This window comes from Streptomyces flavochromogenes (genome assembly GCF_000717595.1).
Lineage (GTDB): Bacteria > Actinomycetota > Actinomycetes > Streptomycetales > Streptomycetaceae > Streptomyces > Streptomyces flavochromogenes.
On the sequence record NZ_JNZO01000022.1, the window covers coordinates 171,762 to 191,658 of the forward strand.

The 19,897-nt window shown below is 72.9% G+C and carries 18 protein-coding genes; 12 read left to right on the forward strand and 6 right to left on the reverse strand.

The genetic code is table 11. The features are described 5' to 3' along the window. Positions 1–63: 63 nt before the first annotated feature. Positions 64–1,446, forward strand: coding sequence for an NsdA family TPR-like regulatory protein (locus IF00_RS0126665; RefSeq protein WP_030322245.1), 1,383 nt, complete (start codon positions 64–66; stop codon positions 1,444–1,446). 123 nt (positions 1,447–1,569) lie between these two features. After that, complete coding sequence (locus IF00_RS0126670) at positions 1,570–3,084, forward strand: hypothetical protein (RefSeq protein ID WP_030322247.1); 1,515 nt, start codon at positions 1,570–1,572, stop codon at positions 3,082–3,084. A gap of 92 nt (positions 3,085–3,176) precedes the next feature. Here IF00_RS0126670 and IF00_RS0126675 read toward each other — a convergent pair whose 3' ends face one another. Further along, positions 3,177–4,490, reverse strand: coding sequence for an ABC transporter substrate-binding protein (locus IF00_RS0126675; RefSeq protein ID WP_037639108.1), 1,314 nt, complete (start codon positions 4,488–4,490; stop codon positions 3,177–3,179). A gap of 192 nt (positions 4,491–4,682) precedes the next feature. Between IF00_RS0126675 and IF00_RS0126680 the strand changes: the two genes are divergently transcribed. After that, positions 4,683–5,129 (forward strand): SCO4402 family protein, encoded by a 447-nt coding sequence (locus IF00_RS0126680; RefSeq protein WP_030322250.1) that lies wholly within the window; start codon positions 4,683–4,685, stop codon positions 5,127–5,129. A gap of 46 nt (positions 5,130–5,175) precedes the next feature. Further along, positions 5,176–6,027 (forward strand): formyltetrahydrofolate deformylase, encoded by an 852-nt coding sequence (gene purU, locus IF00_RS0126685; RefSeq protein ID WP_030322252.1) that lies wholly within the window; start codon positions 5,176–5,178, stop codon positions 6,025–6,027. Between the two features lie 152 nt (positions 6,028–6,179). Here purU and IF00_RS0126690 read toward each other — a convergent pair whose 3' ends face one another. Together IF00_RS0126690 and IF00_RS0126695 are read right to left on the reverse strand one after the other, a co-directional pair. Then, positions 6,180–7,439, reverse strand: a complete 1,260-nt coding sequence (locus IF00_RS0126690; RefSeq protein WP_030322255.1) for a maleylpyruvate isomerase N-terminal domain-containing protein — start codon at positions 7,437–7,439, stop codon at positions 6,180–6,182. Next, positions 7,436–8,017, reverse strand: coding sequence for a sigma-70 family RNA polymerase sigma factor (locus tag IF00_RS0126695; RefSeq protein ID WP_030322256.1), 582 nt, complete (start codon positions 8,015–8,017; stop codon positions 7,436–7,438). The genes IF00_RS0126690 and IF00_RS0126695 overlap by 4 nt, the downstream gene beginning before the upstream one ends. Positions 8,018–8,196: 179 nt before the next feature. On the opposite strand from IF00_RS0126695, the gene IF00_RS0126700 reads away from it, so the two are divergent. Next, a complete protein-coding gene (locus IF00_RS0126700) occupies positions 8,197–8,601 on the forward strand; it encodes an STAS domain-containing protein (protein ID WP_051820636.1) in 405 nt (134 codons plus the stop codon). On the opposite strand, the gene IF00_RS0126705 is transcribed toward IF00_RS0126700, so the two are convergent. Continuing rightward, positions 8,579–10,087, reverse strand: a complete 1,509-nt coding sequence (locus IF00_RS0126705) for a class I adenylate-forming enzyme family protein (protein ID WP_030322259.1) — start codon at positions 10,085–10,087, stop codon at positions 8,579–8,581. The genes IF00_RS0126700 and IF00_RS0126705 overlap by 23 nt on opposite strands. 133 nt (positions 10,088–10,220) lie before the next feature. Between IF00_RS0126705 and IF00_RS0126710 the strand changes: the two genes are divergently transcribed. From IF00_RS0126710 to IF00_RS0126725, 4 genes are all read left to right on the forward strand, one after another. Further along, positions 10,221–11,459 (forward strand): amidohydrolase family protein, encoded by a 1,239-nt coding sequence (locus IF00_RS0126710; protein ID WP_051820630.1) that lies wholly within the window; start codon positions 10,221–10,223, stop codon positions 11,457–11,459. Further along, positions 11,459–12,595 (forward strand): acyl-CoA dehydrogenase family protein, encoded by a 1,137-nt coding sequence (locus IF00_RS0126715; RefSeq protein ID WP_030322263.1) that lies wholly within the window; start codon positions 11,459–11,461, stop codon positions 12,593–12,595. The genes IF00_RS0126710 and IF00_RS0126715 overlap by 1 nt, the downstream gene beginning before the upstream one ends. 8 nt (positions 12,596–12,603) lie before the next feature. Continuing rightward, complete coding sequence (locus tag IF00_RS0126720) at positions 12,604–13,488, forward strand: acyl-CoA dehydrogenase family protein (protein ID WP_030322266.1); 885 nt, start codon at positions 12,604–12,606, stop codon at positions 13,486–13,488. Positions 13,489–13,900: 412 nt separating this feature from the next. Further along, positions 13,901–14,419, forward strand: a complete 519-nt coding sequence (locus IF00_RS0126725) for an ATP-binding protein (RefSeq protein WP_245234643.1) — start codon at positions 13,901–13,903, stop codon at positions 14,417–14,419. Between the two features lie 70 nt (positions 14,420–14,489). Here the strand turns inward: IF00_RS0126725 and IF00_RS0126730 are convergent, their stop codons facing one another. Further along, entirely contained in the window at positions 14,490–15,416 is a 927-nt protein-coding gene (locus IF00_RS0126730; protein WP_030322274.1) for a cyclase family protein, read from the reverse strand. Positions 15,417–15,516: 100 nt separating this feature from the next. Between IF00_RS0126730 and IF00_RS0126735 the strand changes: the two genes are divergently transcribed. The 3 genes from IF00_RS0126735 (at position 15,517) to IF00_RS0126745 (ending at position 18,934) form a co-directional block, all read left to right on the forward strand. Continuing rightward, positions 15,517–16,521, forward strand: coding sequence for an SDR family oxidoreductase (locus tag IF00_RS0126735; RefSeq protein ID WP_030322276.1), 1,005 nt, complete (start codon positions 15,517–15,519; stop codon positions 16,519–16,521). Next, positions 16,518–17,567 (forward strand): Zn-dependent alcohol dehydrogenase, encoded by a 1,050-nt coding sequence (locus IF00_RS0126740; protein WP_030322277.1) that lies wholly within the window; start codon positions 16,518–16,520, stop codon positions 17,565–17,567. Before IF00_RS0126735 ends, IF00_RS0126740 begins: the two co-directional genes overlap by 4 nt. 119 nt (positions 17,568–17,686) lie before the next feature. Next, the gene (locus IF00_RS0126745; RefSeq protein WP_245234644.1) at positions 17,687–18,934 is read left to right on the forward strand and encodes an MFS transporter; all 1,248 of its coding nucleotides are present in this window, start codon (positions 17,687–17,689) and stop codon (positions 18,932–18,934) included. Here IF00_RS0126745 and IF00_RS0126750 read toward each other — a convergent pair. Further along, positions 18,880–19,890, reverse strand: coding sequence for a GlxA family transcriptional regulator (locus tag IF00_RS0126750; RefSeq protein WP_037639110.1), 1,011 nt, complete (start codon positions 19,888–19,890; stop codon positions 18,880–18,882). The genes IF00_RS0126745 and IF00_RS0126750 overlap by 55 nt on opposite strands. Positions 19,891–19,897 lie beyond the last annotated feature (7 nt).

Sequence of the window (19,897 nt, forward strand, 5' to 3'; positions counted from 1 at the left end):
ACCGGATATTCACCGGGCAGTGATCTCTTCTCGGTGATCACCGCACGGCCTCAGGGGGTACTCATGGCAGCCAGGCCACTCGTTCCGCGTCAGCTCAACGAACGGCTCCAGGCGCTCATCCAGGAGGCCGGCTGCTCCAACGCCGGCCTCGCCCGCAGGGTCAACATGGTCGGCGCGGAGCGCGGCCTCGACCTGCGGTACGACAAGACGTCGGTGGCGCGCTGGCTGCGCGGGCAGCAGCCGCGGGGGCGCGCGCCGGGGATCATCGCCGAGGCCCTCGGCCGCAAGCTGGGCCGTACGGTCACGATCGACGAGGTCGGCATGGCCAACGGCCGCAACCTCGCGGCCGGGGTGGGGCTCCAGTTCGCGCCGACCGTGCCCGGAGCGATCGAGCAGGTCTGCGAGCTGTGGCGCAGCGACGTGGGCCGCCGGGACTTCCTCTCCGGCTCCACGGTCGCGGCCTCCGCGCTCGTCGAGCCCAGCCGGGACTGGCTGATCACGGGCCCGGACACCCATGTGGCCCGGATGGCGGGAGCGCGCGTCGGGGTCGCGGACGTGGCGGCCGTACGGGAGATGACGGCGGCGCTCGTCGACCTCGACCGGCGGTTCGGCAGCGGGCATGTGCGCCCGGTGGTCGTCCACTACCTCAACAGCGTGGTCTCGGGGATGCTGTCCGGCTCGTACCGGGAGGCGGTCGGCCGGCAGCTGTTCGCGGCGGTCGCCCGACTGACCGAACTCGCCGGGTACATGGCGGTGGACACGGGCGAACCGGGCCTCGCCCAGCGGTACTACATCCAGGCGCTGCGGCTCGCGCAGGCCGCCGGCGACCGGGGCTACGGCGGCTATGTCCTCGCCGCCTCCATGAGCCACCTCGCCGCGCAGCTCGGAAACCCCCGGGAGATCGCCCAGTTGGCGCGGGCCGCGCAGGAGGGGGCGCGCGGGAAGGTGCCGCCGCGCGCGGAGGCGATGTTCCACGCGGCCGAGGCGCGCGGGCACGCCCTGCTCGGGGACCTCAGCGCCTTCGAGACGGCGGCGGGCCGTGCCGTGCGCGCCCTGGAGCAGGCCGATCCGGAGTCGGGCGACGACCCGGCGTGGATCGCGCACTTCGACCAGGCGTACCTGGCGGACGAACTGGCGCACTGCTACCGGGATCTGGGACAGGCGGAGGCCGCGGCGCGGGCGGCGGAGGAGTCGATCGCCGGACACCCGGAGACGCGCGCGCGGCGCCGGGCGATCGGCCTCGCCCTGCTCGCCTCGGCGCAGGTCCAGCAGCGCGAGGTCGAGCAGGCCTGCCGTACGGGCACGCGCGCGCTCGAACTGCTCGGCACGCTGCGGTCGTCGAGGGGCGCGGAGTACCTGGAAGACCTGCGGGAGCGTCTGGAGCCGTACGCGGGGGAGGCGGTGGTACGGGAGTTCGGGGCGCGCATGGAGCTCTATGCCGCTTAGTCCCTGCTGGGAGCGGTGCCGTTCGAGAAGGTTGTGTAACCGGGCTCACACGTGTGTGCGGAGCCCCGGGCGCACCCGGTAGCGTGAGCCGACGATTCCGTAGGTCCATCAGTAGGAGTCCCGGTGACGCAGAACGGACAGGGTCCGGAGCCGCAGTACCCGGCGGTGCCCCCCGCGCAGAACGCCCAAGGGGGAGCACAGCCGTACGGTGGCGCCTGGGGTCCCGCCGGCGCGGCGCCGGGCGGGCAGCCGCTGCCGCCCGCGCAGCCCCTGCCTCCGGAGGCGTCGCCGGGCGGCGCCGCCGACATGCAGTCCACCCAGTACCTGCCGCCGGTCCCGCCGCCGCAGCCCGGCTACGGCTACCCGGGACCGGGCGCCCCGGGCGGCGCCGACATGCAGGCGACCCAGCACATGGCACCGGTCCCGGGCGGGATGCCGCCGGTGGCCCCCGTCCAGGGCGGGATGCCCCCCGTGCCGGGCGGAATGCCGCAGGCGCCGGGGCAGCAGCCCGGCTACGGGTACCCGCAGCAGGCGCCGGGCGGGATGCCGCAGGCCGGTCAGCGGCCCGGGTACGGCTATCCGCCGCCGGCCGGGGACATGCAGGCCACCCAGCACATCGCCCCCGTGCCGCCGCAGCCGGGCGGGGGTGCCCAGACCCAGTTCCTGGGCACCGGGTCGCTCCAGGCGCAGGGGCCCGGGCCCGCGGGCGCCTCCGACGCGACCCAGTACATCGCCCCCGTACCGGCGCAGGAGCCCGGTGAGCGGCAGCCGCCCGCCGAGTTCGACAATCTCTTCCGTACGGAGGCGCCGCGGGCGCCGCAGGCCCCGCAGCAGCCGCACGCGCAGGCGTACCAGCAGCCCGCCCCGGCCCCGTATCAGCAGCAGCACCAGCCGCCGCAGCACCAGCAGTACCACCAGCCGCCGGCGCCCCCGCAGCAGTACGCGTACGAGGGTGCCTACTACGACGACGGCGCCGACCCCGAGCCCCCGCGCCGCAAGTCCCCGGTCGCGCTGATCGCCGCCGTCGTCGTCGGCTGCGCGGTCGTGGGCCTCGGTGCCGGCGCGCTGCTCAGCGGTGGCGACGAGGACAAGGACCCCAAGAAGGGCAGCCAGAACGTGGCGGAGAGCTCCGCCGCCCCGTCCGGCGAGGCCTCGACCGCGCCCACCGAGAAGCCGGCCGACCCGGCGGAGCCGCAGGCGCAGGAGCTGAGCAAGCTCCTCGCGACCAGCAGCGACAGCCGCAACACGGTGATCAGCTCGGTCGCGGCCATCGAGCAGTGCAAGAACCTCGACAAGGCGGCGAGCGACCTGCGGGGCGCCGCCGAGCAGCGCCGGAGCCTGGTCACCAAGCTCCAGTCGCTGTCGGTCGACAAGATCCCGGACAACCCGGCCCTGACGGCCGCGCTCACCAAGGCCTGGCAGGCCTCGGCCTCCGCGGACGACCACTACGCGGCCTGGGCGGACCAGATGAAGGACAAGAAGGCGTGCAAGGGCGGCAAGGCCCGCACGACCAACCACAAGGCCGCGGCGAACGCCAAGAGCGGCGAGGCCACCGCGGCCAAGAAGCAGGCTGCCTCGCTGTGGAACCCGACGGCCACGAAGTACGGCCTGGAGAAGCGGACGTACACCCAGCTGTAGCGCCGGCCGCGGCCCGGCCGTAGCCCCGCCACGAACACGGCCCCGCCGCGAGCACGGCCCCGCCGCGGCCCCGGCCGCGGCGGGGGAGGGACTCAGGGGGCGCTCAGGACGGTCTCGCCGACGTCGACGAAACCGGGCCGCTGCGCCACCAGCTGCCCCTTGCGGACCATCTGGAACGTCACCTCGTGGTTGACGATCCGGGGGAAGCCCGGGGCGCCGAGCAGGTCCTCGTACTTCCAGCGCAGGGTCGGGGTCAGGCCGCCGGTGTCGATCCGAGCGCCCCGGTCGAGGGCGAACGCGATCTGGGTGGCGGTGATCTTGTCGGCGTCGAGGGTCTCGACGACCTCCTTGAGGACCGTGTAGGCGATCCAGGTGGTCTGGACGCCCGCGTCGGCCGGGTCGACCCGGTTGTCGGCGAAGGCGTGCTCCTGGATGACCTTCCGCATCGGCGCCCAGCTCTTGTCGGACGCCTCCGGGTACCAGCCGGTGACGAACGCGCCCTCGAAGGGGCTGTGGGCGCCGCCGGTGCGGTCGATCACGGGCTGGCCGACGCTGCCGAGGACGGACGAGATCCGCACGCCGTCCTTCTTCTCGCCGGAGCCGTCGCCGGAGCCGTCGCCGGAGCCGTCGCCGTTCCCGCTGTCGCTCTCCTGCTGGGGGAGGCGACGGAAGGAGTCGAAGAAGGTCTGGGTGCGCTCGCCGAGCACGGCGGTGACGCAGCCGTCCTCGGCGCCGGCCTTCTCGCGGGCCTTGACGGCGGGCTCGGTGTACTCGGCGGCGTCCTCGACGGCGGGGATGTCGATGGCGCTGCGGTGGCTCGCCTTGCGCAGGCCCGAGTTGAGGAGCTCGGGGAGCTTGTCGCCGGCGAGGGTGTCGGGCCGGACGAGGGAGACCTTGCGGCAGGACGCGGCGAGCTGCATGCCGTGACCGGCGATGAGCGAGGCCTGGCCGCCGTTGACGGGGTAGGAGAGCGGGCTGGTGAACTCGTCCTCGGAAATGCCGTAGCCGCCGATGTACGGGATGCCCGCGGCCTCCAGGGGGGCCATGAAGGCGCGCCCGTTCTGGCTGTACGAGCCGACGACGGCGACCGCCTTCTCGCGGACGGCCCGGCGGGCGCAGGCGGCCGCGCCGGTGGTGGTGTTGTGCTCGTTGCAGGTGAGGATGCGCAGCTCGTGGCCGTCGATGCCGCCCTGGGAGTTGACCCAGCGGGCGTAGGTCTGGGCCATGGCGGGCATTCCGGGCATATTGGTGGCACGGGTCTGGTCGGGAGCCCACGTCATCACGGTGACGGGCTCCCTGGAACCCCCCGTGGTTCCAGGGAGCACGCCACAACCGGTGAGCAACGAGGCTCCGGCCGTCGCGGTCGTGACGTACGCGAGGAGTGAGGTCAGTCGCCGTCCGGTCATGGACACGCACATTTCCGCCTCACGGGTAACGCGGGAGTGAGCATGGTTCAACGCGGGGTGACGTGAAGGTGAATTACGGGGGCTACGAGGGGGCGGCTCCGGTTACCGGACACGGGAACGTACGATCGAAACGTGTCCAGTCCAGTCTCCGGTTCGGTTAACTCTTCCCGTCGCGGCCGTCGCTCCTCCACCATGGGCGGCATGCCGCTCAACGACATGCCGTGGTGGCGCTGGCGCAGCAACGTGCGCTCGGCGCTGCACATGCTCTCCGACCCCGGGTTCCACGAGACCACCTGGCTGGCCGGCCTCGACGGGTACGGCGACGTCACCGACGCCGTCTACCGCCTGGTCGAGGACACCTGGCTCGACAACTGGTCCGCCGAGAAGTACGTCGGCTCGATCTTCCGCGACACCGGCGAGGCCGCCCTCGTCGACGCCGCCGTCCTCCGGGTGCTGCGCATCATGCACCAGGTGGGCCCCGACGCCCCCGTCTCCGCCTACCTCCAGCACCCCGGGTGGCCCGAGGCCGTACGGGCCGCCCGCGAGGCCCACGTACGCCTCGCGCAGGCGGACGGGGAGGACCCGGACACGCCACCGCGCTCCCTGGACGTGCTGCACATCATGACGGGGTCCGTCTGACGGACGGTGGGTCACCGCGCACCGCCGGATATGGCAGGCTGACGGGATGACCGACCAGTACGTCCTCACCCTCTCGTGCCCCGACAAGCAGGGCATCGTGCACGCCGTGTCGAGCTACCTCTTCATCACCGGGTGCAACATCGAGGACAGTCAGCAGTTCGGAGACCGCGACACCGGGCTCTTCTTCATGCGGGTCCACTTCTCGGCCGAGGCCCCCGTGAACGTCGACAAGCTGCGCGCCAGTTTCGTCGCCGTCGGCGACTCCTTCGAGATGGACTGGCAGATCCACCGCGCCGACCAGCGCATGCGGGTCGTCCTCATGGTGTCGAAGTTCGGCCACTGCCTGAACGACCTGCTGTTCCGCTCGCGGCTCGGCGCCCTGCCGGTCGAGATCGTGGCCGTCGTCTCCAACCACAGCGACTTCGAGGAACTCGTCGGCTCGTACGGGCTGCCCTTCCGGCACATCCCCGTCACCAAGGACACCAAGGCGGAGGCCGAGGCCGAGCTCCTGGACCTGGTCCGCGAGGAGAACGTCGAGCTGGTCGTCCTCGCCCGCTACATGCAGGTCCTCTCCGACGACCTCTGCAAGCAGCTCTCCGGGCGGATCATCAACATCCACCACTCCTTCCTCCCGAGCTTCAAGGGCGCCAAGCCCTACCACCAGGCGCACGCGCGCGGCGTGAAGCTGATCGGCGCGACCGCCCACTACGTGACGGCCGACCTCGACGAGGGCCCGATCATCGAGCAGGAGGTCGAGCGCGTCGCCCATGACGTGACCCCGGACCAGCTGGTCGCGATCGGCCGCGACGTGGAGTGCCAGGCGCTGGCCCGCGCGGTGAAGTGGCACGCGGAGCACCGCATCCTGCTGAACGGCCGCCGCACGGTGGTCTTCGCGTGACATCCACCACCGGGTAACACTCACCACCGCGTCCCACCCGCCACCGCCGGCCGGCCGGCCGTCGGCACGCGGCGTCGTCTTGGGCGGCGGTCGGCTCCGCCGTCGTCGCCCCCGCGCGAGGCACGCTCCGTCGCGGAGTCCGCGGGCGCGACCTACAGCCGGCTCAACGACGCCGCCGCCGACAGGACGTCCCTGATCGCCTCGCGGTCGCCGTCCTGGCCCGCCGCCGCTTCCTCCGGGGAGATGTGCCCGGCCACCAGCTGGCAGAACTCCACTCCGTCCATCGCCACCTGCGCCACCACCTGCTCCGGCGAGCCGAGCGCCGCCGGGGAGTCCAGGGCGATGTACCAGTGGCCGCCGCCCGCGCCCTCCACCTCCAGGTGCAGCGAGCGGCCCGGCGCGCCCGCCGCGACCAGACGGCGGGCCGGCGACGCCAGGCCCGTACGGCGCCGGTTGGCCAGGGCGCCCGGAAGCAGCCGGGCCGCCAGGTCGATCATGCTGTGCAGATGCGCCCCGCTCGGTGCCGCGTACGGGTACGCCACCGCGTTCGCGATGTCGTCCGCGTGTACCCAGCACTCGAACGCCCGCTCAAGCAGCGAGTCCCGCAGCGGCAGCGCGAAGTCCTTGTACGTGACCGTGAGGTCCGCCACGCCGCGCCCCGCGAACGACACCGTGCGGATCAGCGTGTGGCTCTGGTCCCGCCACGGGCCGCGGATCGAGCGGTTCGGCGGCCGGTCCAGGCCCGACCAGAGCGCCTCCGTCCGCTCCGACGGGGACAGCTCAGGGGTCCCCGCGCCCAGCGGGTCCTCCAGGCCGAGCGCCGCCGACACGAGCCCGTCCACCGCGAGGAGATGACCCATGACGCCGGCGACCGTCGCCTTCCGGCGGACGATCCGGCCCTCCTCGTACCACTTCAGCCGCACCGGCGCGTGCCACTCCGACTCGCCGATGTCCCGGAGCAGGGCGTCGAGCCGCGCGGTCTCCGCGTCGTACGGCGTGACCCACTCCGGCACCGGGATGCGCGCCGGACGCCGGCCCAGGCAGTTCTCCAGGACCCGGGACCGCAGCAGCGGGTCGAGGTCCAGATCGCGGTCCTCGTGCAGCAGCGCCACCGCGTCCCGCAGCCGCAGCGCCTCGTCCGCGCACGGCGCGCAGGCCGTCAGGTGGTCCTCGACCGCCTGCGTCTCCCCGGCCGAACACGCCGAAAGGGCCCAGGCCCCGAGAAGGGACTTGAGCACCCCGTGCGTCAGGACGGGTACGTCGGGCTCGGGTTCCGCCCCGGGCTTCTCCTCCTCCGGCGCTCCACCCGGGTCGGCCGTCAGGTCCGCGTGGTCGTCAGCCGCCCGACGCGGTCCCGGTATCCACGGGGCGCGTGCGACGTCGTCCCCGTCGTCGCCGTTCGCCCGGGTCACCGCGCCCGTCCGTAGCCGGGCGGACCGCCGCCCTCGGAGAAGGGCCGGTTCGCCGAGGAGAGCAACTGGAGTCCGAGACGCAGGCGCCGCCGCGCCTCGTCCTCGGTGACGCCGAGGTCGGCGGCGGTCTGCCGGTAGTCCCGCCGCTGGAAGTACGCCAGTTCGAGCGCGGCACGGAGCGGCGTCGGCATGGACGTCACGATGTAGTCGGCGCGGGCCGCGACCGAGGCCCGCCGGACCTTCTGCTCCAGCTCCTCCGCCGAACCCCGGCCCGTCTCCGCGTACGCCGTCGTCTCGGCCTGCCGCAGACGGTGCACGGCCTGCCGCTGCGTCAGCTTGGCCACCCACGAGCGCAGGTTCCCCTGCTTCGGGTCGTACGCGTCCGGGTTCTCCCAGATGTAGCCGAAGACCTCGCGGGTGATCTGGTCGGCCGCGTCGTCGTCGTCGAGGACCCGGTGGGCGAGGCTGTGCACCAGGGCGGCGAACCGGTCGTACAGCTCGCCGAGCGCGGCCGCCTCGCCGCGCGCCAGCCGCTGCTGCATCCTGCGGTCCCAGCGCGGTGGTGTGTCCATCGCCATCCGACCCTCGCCCCTCCCGGCTCCGGCGGCTCTCCGTCTCTACTCCAAAGTAGTGTGCCGCTCCGACAACGCACCCGTGTTTGCCGCAAGTGCGCCCTTGACGCGGGCCCGGATGGTAAGGAAAGCGTCATCTCCGCGCCCGGGGGTTTCGGACCGTGCCGGTGGGGCAGGCGGCGACCGTGACGACGATCGAGGTCGACGAGAACGAGTACGGCTCCTGGACGGTGTTCCGTGTACGGGGCGAAATGGATCTGGTCACCTCCCCCCGGATACGCCGCCGCGTCCACGACGCCGTGGCGGGCGGCCGCCACGACCTGGTGATCGACCTGTCCGCGGTGCGGTTCTGCGACTCCAGCGGGGTGGGGGTGCTGATCGCGGCCCGCCGGCTGCTCCGCTCCTGCGGCGGCCGGCTGCGCCTGATCCTCCCCGAGGACCGGGACGGTCACGTCGGCCGGGTTCTCACCGCGCTCGGCGTCCGGCGCCTCTTCGAGGTGTACGAGGACGTGCCGGGGGCGCTTCCGGCGGCGGCGGTCGCCGACGCGCCCCTCCCCGGGCAGAGGGTCACCGACCGAATCGCTCCCTGAGCTTGTACTTCATTACCTTCCGCAGCGTCTCGTTGCGGGGGAGCGCGTCCACCACCTCCAGTTGCTCCGGCAGCTTGTGGACCGACAGGCCCGCCTCCCGCAGGAAGGCCGTCACCAGCGGGAGGGTCAGCGGGCCGGCTCCCGGGGGCTGTTCGACGACGGCGCAGACGCGCTCGCCGCGCTCGGCGTCCGGGAGGCCTATGACGGCGGCGTCGCCGACGTCCGGGTGCCCGTGGAGGAGGTCCTCGATCTCCTTGGCCGAGATGTTCTCTCCCTTGCGGATGATGATGTCCTTGACGCGGCCGGTCAGGACCAGGTGCCCGCTCGGGGTGAGGTGTCCGACGTCGCCGGTGACGAGGAATCCGTCCTCGTCGAAGGCGGCGGCCGTCTGCGCCGGGTCCAGGTAGCCCCGGCAGACGGCCTCGCCGCGGAGCCGCACCTCCCCGGAGCCGGTGATCCGGATCTCCATGCCGGCCGGCGGGCGGCCCTCGGTGGTGGCGAGGTTCTCGGCGGTGTCGTCGGGCGCGCCCATGGTGATCATGGGGACCTCGGTCATGCCGTATCCGTGGGTGAGCTGGCAGCCCAGCTCCTTGCGTACGGCGTGGTAGATCTCCGGCGGCTTCGGCGCCCCGCCGCCCGCGAGCAGCCGCAGGGTGGGGATGACCGGCTCGCCGGGCTGTCTGCGCTGCTCGGCGAGGAACATCGAGTAGAAGGCGGTGGAGCCGCCGGCGACCGTCACCCCGTGCCGCCGGTACTCGTCGAGGGCGTCGGGCAGCGCGAACTGTTCGAACATGACGGCCGGGAAGCCGTACAGCAGCAGCATCACGGTGTAGTCGGGCCCGGCGATGTGCGCGTACGGGAAGGCCATCGAGCCGACGTCGGACGCGGTGAGCCGCAGCGCGTGGGCGAGGCAGGAGCCGCCCGCGAGGAGCGAGCGGTCGGTGTGCAGGACGCCTTTGGGGTCGGAGGTCGTGCCCGAGGTCCAGTAGATCCAGCGGACGTCGGTCCCGGAGGCGGGGGGCGGGGGCAGCACCGCCGGGTCGCCGTCGGGCAGGGAATCGGAGTCGTACGCTTCGAAGATCCCGTGCGCGCCGAGCCGTCGCGCCATCTCCGTATGGTCGAATCCACGCCAGAATCCGGGGACGGCGAAGAACTCGGCCTTGGACTCGCGCAGCGCGAAGCCGACCTCCTTGTCCCGGTAGAAGGGGATCACGGGCGTCTGTACGGCTCCGATGCGGGCGAGCGCGAAGGAGAGCACCGCGGTCTCGATGCGGGTGGGCAGCTGCCAGGCGACGACGGTGCCAGGACGCACCCCCATGGCGTGGAGCCCCGCGGCGCAGCGCTCGGCGCGCTCGCGCAGCCCGCCGAAGGTGAGGACCCGGTCGCCCTGGAGGAGGACGGGCCGGTCGGGGGTGAGGGCGGCGCGGCGCTCGACGAGCTCCCAGAGTGTGCGGGCCGCGCCCAGGGCGTGTGCGGTCTGATCCATGACCGGACTCCTCTTGGCTGACGTTCCGTCAGATCGTCCGGTGAGCGTAGAGGCCGGGCGCTTGTCGGTCCAGGGGTGCGGGGCTAGCCTGATGCCGTCAGATCTGACGGTCCATCAGAAACATGGAGGGGTCATGACGGAACTGCCCCGCATCATCAGCGTCGACGACCACGTGATCGAGCCCGCCCACCTCTTCGAGACCTGGCTCCCGAAGAAGTACCGCGACCGCGGCCCCCAGCCCCTCACGGCCGGCATCGGGGAGCTCGCCTACGTCGCCGGCAAGTACCAGATCACGATGGACCCGGACGGCCCGCCGACCGACTGGTGGATCTACGAGGACCTCACGTTCCCGTACAAGCGCAACATCGCCGCCGTCGGCTTCGACCGCGACGACATGACCCTGGAGGGCATCACCCGCGCCGAGATGCGGCGCGGCTGCTGGGACCCCAAGGCACGCCTCGCCGACATGGACCTCAACCACGTCGAGGCCTCCCTCTGCTTCCCCACCTTCCCCCGCTTCTGCGGCCAGACCTTCGCGGAGGCCCACGACAAGGAGGTCGCCCTCGCCTGCGTGCGCGCCTACAACGACTGGATGGTCGAGGAGTGGTGCGGCGACAGCGGCGGCCGGCTCATCCCGCTCTGCATCATCCCGCTCTGGGACATCGACCTCGCCGTCGCCGAGATCCGGCGCAACGCCGCCCGCGGCGTCAAGGCCGTCACCTTCTCCGAGATCCCCACCCACCTCGGCCTGCCGTCGATCCACTCCGGCTACTGGGACCCCTTCTTCGCCGTCTGCCAGGAGACGGGCACGGTGGTCAACATGCACATCGGCTCCAGCAGCCAGATGCCCGCCGCCTCGCCCGACGCCCCGCCCGCCGTCCAGGCCTCGCTCAGCTTCAACAACGCGATGGCCTCGATGATGGACTTCCTCTTCAGCGGGGTCCTCGTGAAGTTCCCCCGGCTCAAGCTCGCCTACAGCGAGGGCCAGATGGGGTGGATCCCGTACGCCCTGGAGCGCGCCGACGACGTGTGGGAGGAGCACCGCGCCTGGGGCGGCGTCCGCGACCTCGTCCCCGAGCCGCCGTCCACGTACTACTACCGGCAGATCTTCTGCTGCTTCTTCCGCGACAAGCACGGGATCGCCTCCCTGGACGTGGTGGGGAGGGACAACGCCACCTTCGAGACCGACTACCCGCACGTCGACTCGACCTTCCCGCACACCAAGGAGGTCGCCCTCGACCACGTCCAGGGCCTCGACGACGAGACGGTCTACAAGCTCATGCGGGGCAACGCCATCCGCATGCTCGACCTCGACCTCGACCGGGACGTCGACTTCGGGCGGGGCGCCGACGTCGGGCGGGGCACCGCCTGATGGACCTCTCCTGCACCGACGAGGAGGAGGAGTTCCGCGCCCGGCTCCGGGAATGGCTCACCGCCGCCCTGCCCGGACTCCCGCCGAGACCCGACCCGATGGACTGGCCGGCCCGCCGGGCGTACGACTGCGGCTGGCAGCGCCGGCTCCACGACGCCGGATACGCCGACGTGCACTGGGACGCCTCCCCGACCCAGCGGCTGATCTTCCTGGAGGAGACCGAACTCGCCGGGGCGCCCTATGTCGGCGCCAACTTCGTCGGCCTCCTCCACGCGGGCCCGACGATCGCCGCCGAGGGGACGGCCGAACAGCGCGCCCGCTGGCTGCCGCCGGTCCTGCGCGGCGACGACGTCTGGTGCCAGGGCTTCAGCGAGCCCGGCGCCGGCTCCGACCTCGCCTCGCTCCGTACCCGGGCGGTACGGGACGGGGACGCGTACGTCGTCACCGGCCAGAAGATCTGGACCTCGCACGCCGAGGTCGCCGACTGGTGCGAGCTGTTGGTGCGGACGGACCCCGAGGCGCCCTCCAGACACCGGGGCATCACCTGGCTCGCGATGCCCATGGACGCCCCCGGCATCACCGTGCGGCCGCTGCGGACGCTCGCCGGTTCCACCGAGTTCGCCGAGGTCTTCCTCGACGAGGTGCGGGTGCCCGTCGAGAACCGGGTCGGCGAGGAGAACGACGGCTGGCGGGTCACCATGGTCACCCTCTCCTTCGAACGCGGCACCGCGTTCGTCGGCGAGGTCGTCGCCTGCCGCCGCCTCCTCGGCGAACTCGCCCGTGCCGCACGGAAGAACGGCACCTGGGACGACGCCGTCCTGCGCCGCCGCCTCGGCAGGCTCTCCGCCGAGTTCCAGGCCCTGTGGCGGATCGTCCAGGCCAACGTCAGCGAGGCCCAGGCGACCGGCGGGGTGCCCGGCGCGGGCGGCTCCGTCTTCAAACTGCACTACTCGCACGCCCGCCAGGAGCTGTACGAGGCCGCCGCCGCCGTCCTCGGCCCCGACTCGCTCGACCTCGGCCGCGACTGGACCCTCGACCGGCTGTCCTCCCTCTCGTACACGATCGCGGCCGGCACCTCCCAGATCCAGCGCAACATCGTCGCCGAGCGCATCCTCGGCCTGCCGAAGGGCCGGTGACTCCCGCCATGGACTTCCGACTCACCGAGGACCAGCGGGCCCTGCGGGGCGGTGTACGGGACCTCCTGGAAGGCCGCTTCGGCCGGGAGGCACTGCGGGCGGCGGTCGACTCCGGCGGGGCGCTGGACCGCGACCTGTGGCGGGAACTCGGCGCGGCCGGGTTCTTCGCGCTGCGGCTGCCGGAGGAGGAGGGCGGCGTGGGTCTGGGCCTTCCGGAGGCGGTCCTCGTGTTCGAGGAGGCGGGGCGTGTGCTGCTGCCCGGGCCCCTCGTCGCCACGCACATGGCGGCGGGGTCCGTGCCGGGGGCGGCGGAAGGGGCCGTCGTCGTCACCGCCGTGGACGAAGGGCTGGTCCCCTGGCTGGAGCAGGCGGATGTGGTGCTGGGGGACACCACCGGGGCCGTACCGATGCGGTCGGTGGATCCGCTCACCCCGCTCCACCGGGTGCCCGTGCCCGTGTCCGTGCCCGCTCCCGGCGAGGGGGAGGCGCGTCTCCAGGCCGCCCTGCTCACGGCCGCCGAGCAGGTGGGAAGTGCCGGTCGGACCACCGAGACGGCCGTCTCCTACGCTCGTGAGCGGGAGCAGTTCGGGCAGGTCATCGGCGGGTTCCAGGCCGTCAAGCACCTCTGCGCCGGGATGCTCGTCCGGACCGAGCTCGCCCGCGCCGCCGTCCGCGCCGCCTCCCTCACCGTCGACCCCGTCGAGATCGCCGGCGCCAAGCTCCTCGCCGACGAGGCCGCGACCGCCAACGCCCGCGACTGCCTCCAGGTCCACGGCGGCATGGGATTCACCTGGGAGGCCGACGTCCACCTGCATCTCAAGCGCGCCTGGGTGCGGGCCGGGCTGCGCCTGCCGGCCGCGCGCGCCGAGGAGGCGGTGGCAGCCGGACTGTGACTCCCGGCATCGCTCTCCGCGCGCGCCGGGTCACGGAATGTTGATATCTGGTTGTGTCCTTCGGCGGGGCCGTCACGGCCCGGAGTCGGCCTCCGCCTCCGGTACGCTCCGTGGGATGCGAGTGCTCGTTGGCCCGGATCGTCCCGGTGTCGCCCCTGAGGTGACTCCGGACCCGGGAATGCGCGCCGCTCGCGCCCCGAGGAGGCGCTCCGCGCGCTCCTGTTCGACTCCCCGCAGCGTGCGTCGCACAGTATGGACTACGCGTACTCCTTCGCGCTGGAATATGCCCGAAGCGCTTGTTGCGGTGACTGTACGTCAACCATGCTGTCTCACAAGGGAATCACGTTCCGTAAGGGCGTCGATGGCTGTGAGGCGCGAGGCGATGTGTCCGCCGGTTCGGATGGTGTGAGCGGTGCAGGTGCTTCAGGTTCAGTTGGAGGTCGGGCCGGACCCGGCGGAGGTGGGGCGAGCCCGGAGGTGGGCCCGGTCGCGGCTCGCCGGCTCGGGCATAGGCGATGACGAGCCGCTGGCCGAGACGCTGGTGCTCCTCATCTCCGAGCTCGTGACCAACGCCGTGGTGCACACCGGCTGTCCGGCCGTGCTGCGGATGCTGTTCGCGGCGGAGGGCGGGGTGCGGGTCGAGGTGGCGGACGCGAGCGACCGCCCGCCGCGGCCCCGGCACGCGGAGGGCGACGACACCAATGGGCGTGGCCTGGAGCTGGTCGACGGCCTCGCGGACCGGTGGGGCTGGCAGCCCGAGGGTGCCGGCAAGAGTATCTGGTGCGAGGTGGACCCGGCTCCGGCCGCGCCTTCGCCGGGTCTGGGGCACGGCTCGGGACATGGTTCGGGGCACGGCTCGGGACACGTCCCCGGCGTCGGCCCCGGTGCGGGGCCGGGGGCGTCGATGACGCCCGGCCGGGTGCACTGCTGACGGTTCGCGGCCGGGTGGCGGGTGACGGCGGCCGAGCCGTGCGCGCCGCCACCCGTCGATGTACCGGTGCTCAGAGGATGGCGACCGGTGCCACCGGTGTGCCCGTACCGCCCACGAAGGGCTCGGGCATCGCGGAGAGCAGGAAGGCGTAGCGCCGCTCTTGTGCACAGGCTGTGGACAGAGCTTCCAGATTCCAGTTCTGCCCCTGGAGCATGCCCATCTCGACCAGGTCGAGGGCGTGCACGGGCAGCCACAGGTCCTCGATCTCGGGCGGGAAGATCTCGAAGGTGAGGGTGTCGTCGGCGACGGCCGCGACGTCCCGGGCGTGGAACCACTCCGGCGTGCGGATCGAGAGTCCGGGCGACGGAAAAGCGTATCCGTGCCGGTCGCCGGCCAGGTACGACTGCATCTGACCCGTCCGTACGAGCACGATGTCGCCGGACCGTACGGTCACCCCGGCGAAGTCGGCGGCCTCGTCCAGGTCCTCGGGTGTGACGGCGTGGTCGCCCGGCAGTCGGTCGAGGCCCTTGGCGGCGGCCACGTCGAGCAGGACCCCGCGGCTCACGAGGTGGCGGGCCGTGTGGATGCCGCTGAACTCGGAGCGGCCGTGCGGGGTGATGGTGCCGGCAGGGCGGCCGTTGTAGATGTGGCCGGAGTGGGAGACATGGGTCAGGGCGTCCCAGTGGGTGCCGGCCTGGAGGCCGAGGGTCACGGCGTCGTCGCTGGTGGCGACCGTGCCGGGGCCGAAGAGCTCCTGGTTGATCTGGACCATGACGTGGAGCGGATTGACCCGGCCGGGGATCATGCCGGTCTGGACGCCGTCCTGCTTGAGGTCGACGGCGAGGGGGACGCGGTGGCCGGTGCGGACGGTGGCGACGGCCTCCCGTACGACCTCGTCGGTGACGAGGTTGAGGGTGCCGATCTCGTCGTCCTGGCCCCAACGGCCCCAGTTGTTGACGCGCTTGGCGATCTCGTGGAATGCGGCGGGCAGAGACATCGGGGCCTCCGGGGTCTTGTTTTCCGATATCTGACGGACCGTAGAATCCTGACGACGAATGAATCTAACGGACCGTCAGAAACTGCGGGAGGGGCCGGGCGTGGGGAACTTCTTGGCTGGCAAGGTCGTCGCCGTGACGGGCGCGGGACGGGGCATCGGCCGCGCCGTGGCCCTCGTGTGCGCGGCGGAGGGCGCGAAGGTCGTCGTCAACGACTACGGGGTGTCGATCGAGGGCGGTGAGCCGACCTCGGAGATCGCGCTGTCGGTGGTGAAGGAGATCGAGGCGGGGGGTGGCACGGCGGTCGCGGTCGCCGACGACATCTCGACGATGGCGGGCGGACAGCGGGTCGTCGACGTCGCCCTCGCCGAGTACGGGCGCCTGGACGGGGTCGTGTGCGTGGCGGGCATCCTGCGCGAGCGGATGCTCTTCAACATGTCCGAGGAGGAGTGGGACCCGGTCGTCGCGACGCATCTCAAGGGCACGTTCACGGTCTTCCGGGCGGCCTCGGCGATCATGCGGCGCCAGGGGACCGGGACCCTCATCGGCTTCACGAGCGGCAACCACCAGGGCTCGGTGGCCCAGGCCAACTACGCGGCCGCGAAGGGCGGGATCATCTCCCTCGTGCGGTCGGCGGCGCTCGGCCTCCACAAGTACGGGGTGACGGCGAACGCGGTGGCGCCGGTGGCGCGGACCCGGATGTCGGCGAACGTCCCGATGGAGCTGAAGGAGATCGGGGAGCCGGAGGACGTGGCCGCCCTCGTCGTCTACCTGCTCTCCGAGCGGGCCCGCGCGGAGAGGATCACCGGCCAGGTCTACACGATCGCCGGCCCGAAGATCGCGGTCTGGGCGCAGCCCAGGGAACTGCGGGCGGGATACGCGGAGGGCGGCGCCTGGACCCCCGAGCGGATCGCGGACTTCCTGCCGGGGACGGTGGGGGTGGATCCGATGCCGATGCTGGCGCGCCTCGAGGAGATGGCCCGGGCCGCGGCGGCGGGCGACCGCCCCAACGCGGGCACGGGCCACGGCGGGGGCACGGGCGGCACCGGGGGCACGGGCCCCGCCACCGGCACCCGTCCCGACACGAGCGAGGAGAACGGCTCATGAGGGGTGTGGTGTTCGACGGGAAGCAGGTCCAGGTCGTCGACGACCTGGAGGTACGGGACCCCGGGCCCGGCGAGGTGCTGGTGGGGATCGCGGCGGCCGGACTGTGCCACAGCGATCTGTCGGTCGTCGACGGGACCATCCCCTTCCCCCCTCCCGTCGTCCTCGGCCACGAGGGCGCCGGGGTCGTCGAGGCGGTCGGACCGGGGGTCACGCACGTCGAACCGGGCGACCACGTGGCCCTGTCGACCCTCGCCAACTGCGGGGCCTGCGCGGACTGCGACCGCGGACGGCCCACCATGTGCCGGAAGGCCATCGGGATGCCGGGGCAGCCGTTCTCGCGGGGCGGGCGGCCGCTCTACCAGTTCGCGTCGAACTCGTCGTTCGCGGAGCGGACCGTCGTGAAGGCGGTCCAGGCGGTGAGGATCCCGCAGGACATCCCGCTGACCTCGGCGGCGCTGATGGGCTGCGGCGTCCTCACCGGGGTCGGGGCCGTACTGAACCGGGCCAGGGTCGGGCGGGGCGAGACGGTCGTCGTCATCGGCACGGGCGGGATAGGGCTCAACGTCCTCCAGGGCGCGAGGATCGCGGGCGCGCTGACGATCGTGGCCGTGGACACGAACCCGGCGAAGGAGGCGGTGGCCCGGCAGTTCGGGGCGAGCCACTTCCTGACCTCCACCGACGGGGTACGGGAGATCCTCCCCACCGGCGCCGACCACGTCTTCGAATGCGTCGGGCACGCCGGGCTCGTCCGGACCGCGATCGACCTCCTCGACCGGCACGGGCAGGCGATCCTCCTCGGCATGACCGCGCCGAAGGAGGAGGCGAGCTTCCTGCCCGCCGCGATGTTCCTGGACAAGTCGATCCTGGGGTGCCGGTACGGCTCCTCCCGCCCGCAGCGCGACATCCCGCTCTACGCCGAGCTGTACCGATCGGGCCTCCTCCTCCTCGACGAACTCGTCACCGCCACGTACCCGGTGGAGGAGTTCGCGAGGGCGGTGGAGGACGCGGAGGCGGGCAAGGTGGCCCGGGGGGTCCTCACCTTCTGAGTCTCCTCTCGCGGGTGGTCGCGGCGCCGGAGGGGAGGGCGAGGCGGAAGGCGGGACGGGGCGAGCGCGGTGGGAAAACGAGGTGGGCCGCACGGGTGTCCGTCGTTACGGTCCTGGGCATGTCCTATCGCGAGCTCGCCACCCGCCCCGTCCTCGCCTGGTCCGCCGTCACCGTCGCCGGTCGGCTCCCCGTGGCCATGGCCCCCCTCGCCCTGGTGTTCCTCGTCCGGGAGCGCCCCGGCGGGTACACGCTCGGAGCCGTGCTCGCCGCCGCGTACGTCATCGGGGAGATCGTCGCCGCGCCCGTCCTCGGCCTGCGGCTGGACGCCGAGCACGCCCGGCCGCAGCTCGTCGCCGGACTCGCCGTCGGGGCCACCGGGTTCGCGGGTCTCGGGCTCGCGCCCGGGGCGCACCCCCTCGTGCTCGCCGCCCTCGCCCTGCTCGCCGGCGCCGGGCCCGCCGCCGTGCCCGGCGGGCTGCGCGCGCTCCTCACCAGCCTCGTCCCCGAGCGGGCCGTGACCCAGGCGATGAGCATGGAGTCGGTGCTGACCTTCGGCATCTGGGCCGCCGCTCCCGCCCTCACCACCGGTCTGGCGCTCGGCGTCGACCCCGCCGTACCCCTGCTGCTCATGGGCGTCCTGATGGGTCTGTCCGTCACCGGGCTGTGGACGCTCCCGCCCGGCTGGCAGCAGGCGGCCAAGGAGGACGGCGCGTCGACGCGGCGGGCGCTGCTCCGGGCCTGGCCGGTGTACGTGCTGGGGGCGGCCGGTCTGACGCTGCTCGCGCTCGCCGAGCTGATCCTGCCCGCGCTCCTCGAACAGCGGGGGATCGGCATCGGCTGGGCGGGTCTGCTGCTCGCCGGGTTCTCGATCGGTTCGGCGGTCGGCGCGTTCGCGTACGGCCTCCGGGCCGACTGGCCGGGCACGCTGACCGTCCAGTCCCTCGTCCTGGTCCTCGCGGTCGCCTCGGGCGTCGCCCTGGTCGCCGTACTGCCCTCGGCGATGGGGATCGCGGTGGCCCTGGTGGCGGCCGGGCTCCTCCAGGCCCCGGCGAGCCTGGCCCGGAACCTGGCCCTCAGAGAGCTCCTGCCGCCGTCGGCGCTCGCCGCCGGGTACTCGGTCATGTACGCGGCGGTGGGCGCCGGTTACGCGGCCAGCGGCACCCTCGCCGGCGGTCTGCTCAAGGTCGTGGCGCCGTCCACGGCGATCCTCTGGGGGGTCGGTCTGACCGGCCTGCTCGTCCTGGTCGGAGCGACGGGGGAGCGGCGGCTCGTCCGGGAGCGAGAGGGCGGCGACCGTCCGCTGCCCCGGCCTCAGGGAGAAGCCTCCGAGGACGCGGACGCGGCCGTGCGGAACGTCCGCCGGTAGGACGTCGGCGTCACCCCGATCGCGCTCATCAGGTGCACCCGCAGCGACTGCGCCGTGCCGAACCCCGCGTCCTGCGCGACCCGGTCGACGGGCAGTCCGGTGGACTCCAGGAGGTGCCGGGCGCGTTCGACCCGCTGCTGGGTGAGCCACTGGCCGGGGCTGATGCCCACCTCGTCACGGAAGCGGCGGGTGAACGTCCGTACGCTCATCGCCTCCTTCTCGGCCAGGTCCCGCAGCTGGATCGGCTCGTGCAGGTGGGCGAGGGCCCAGGCCCGTGCGGTGGTCGTGGTGTGGGTCCCGGCCTCCGGCAGGGGCCGCTCGATGTACTGGGCCTGACCGCCGTCCCGGTGCGGCGGTACGACGGTCCTGCGGGCGACGTCGTTGGCGACGGCGGTGCCGTGGTCGCGGCGCACGATGTGCAGGCACAGGTCTATCCCGGCGGCCACGCCCGCCGAGGTGAGGACGTCGCCGTCGTCGACGAACAGGACGTCCGCGTCGACCCTGACGCGCGGGAAGAGCCGCTGGAAGTGCTCGGCGGAGGACCAGTGGGTGGTGGCCGGGCGCCCGTCCAGATACCCGGCGGCGGCGAGCACGTACCCGCCGGTGCAGATGGAGACGAGCCGGGTGCCGGGCCGGATGTGGGCCAGTGCGGCGGCCAGTTCGCCGGTGAGCCGTCCCTCGTCGTAGACCGGGCCGAGCTCGTACGAGGCCGGTACGACGACGGTGTCGGCGGTGGCGAGGGCCTCCGGGCCGTGCTCGACGTGGATCGAGAAGTCCGCGTCGGTCGGCACCGGCCCTGCGGCCGTCGCACAGGTGACGATCTCGTACAGCGGACGCCCCCCGCCGTCCTTCGCGCGGCCGAAGATGCGGTGCGGGATGCCCAGCTCGAAGGGGAGGAGGCCGGGCAGCGCGAGCACGGCGACGCGGTGCGGGGGCGGTTCGGACGACGGCGGCACGGGCGGT

What these genes read in the sequence shown, in the direction of transcription:
- IF00_RS0126665 (WP_030322245.1), top strand. Translation starts at nt 64, where the DNA reads ATGGCAGCCAGGCCACTCGTTCCGCGTCAGCTCAACGAACGGCTCCAG.
- IF00_RS0126675 (WP_037639108.1), bottom strand. Translation starts at nt 4,490, where the DNA reads ATGACCGGACGGCGACTGACCTCACTCCTCGCGTACGTCACGACCGCG.
- IF00_RS0126680 (WP_030322250.1), top strand. Translation starts at nt 4,683, where the DNA reads ATGGGCGGCATGCCGCTCAACGACATGCCGTGGTGGCGCTGGCGCAGC.
- purU (WP_030322252.1), top strand. Translation starts at nt 5,176, where the DNA reads ATGACCGACCAGTACGTCCTCACCCTCTCGTGCCCCGACAAGCAGGGC.
- IF00_RS0126695 (WP_030322256.1), bottom strand. Translation starts at nt 8,017, where the DNA reads ATGGCGATGGACACACCACCGCGCTGGGACCGCAGGATGCAGCAGCGG.
- IF00_RS0126705 (WP_030322259.1), bottom strand. Translation starts at nt 10,087, where the DNA reads ATGGATCAGACCGCACACGCCCTGGGCGCGGCCCGCACACTCTGGGAG.
- IF00_RS0126710 (WP_051820630.1), top strand. Translation starts at nt 10,221, where the DNA reads ATGACGGAACTGCCCCGCATCATCAGCGTCGACGACCACGTGATCGAG.
- IF00_RS0126715 (WP_030322263.1), top strand. Translation starts at nt 11,459, where the DNA reads ATGGACCTCTCCTGCACCGACGAGGAGGAGGAGTTCCGCGCCCGGCTC.
- IF00_RS0126720 (WP_030322266.1), top strand. Translation starts at nt 12,604, where the DNA reads ATGGACTTCCGACTCACCGAGGACCAGCGGGCCCTGCGGGGCGGTGTA.
- IF00_RS0126730 (WP_030322274.1), bottom strand. Translation starts at nt 15,416, where the DNA reads ATGTCTCTGCCCGCCGCATTCCACGAGATCGCCAAGCGCGTCAACAAC.
- IF00_RS0126740 (WP_030322277.1), top strand. Translation starts at nt 16,518, where the DNA reads ATGAGGGGTGTGGTGTTCGACGGGAAGCAGGTCCAGGTCGTCGACGAC.
- IF00_RS0126745 (WP_245234644.1), top strand. Translation starts at nt 17,687, where the DNA reads ATGTCCTATCGCGAGCTCGCCACCCGCCCCGTCCTCGCCTGGTCCGCC.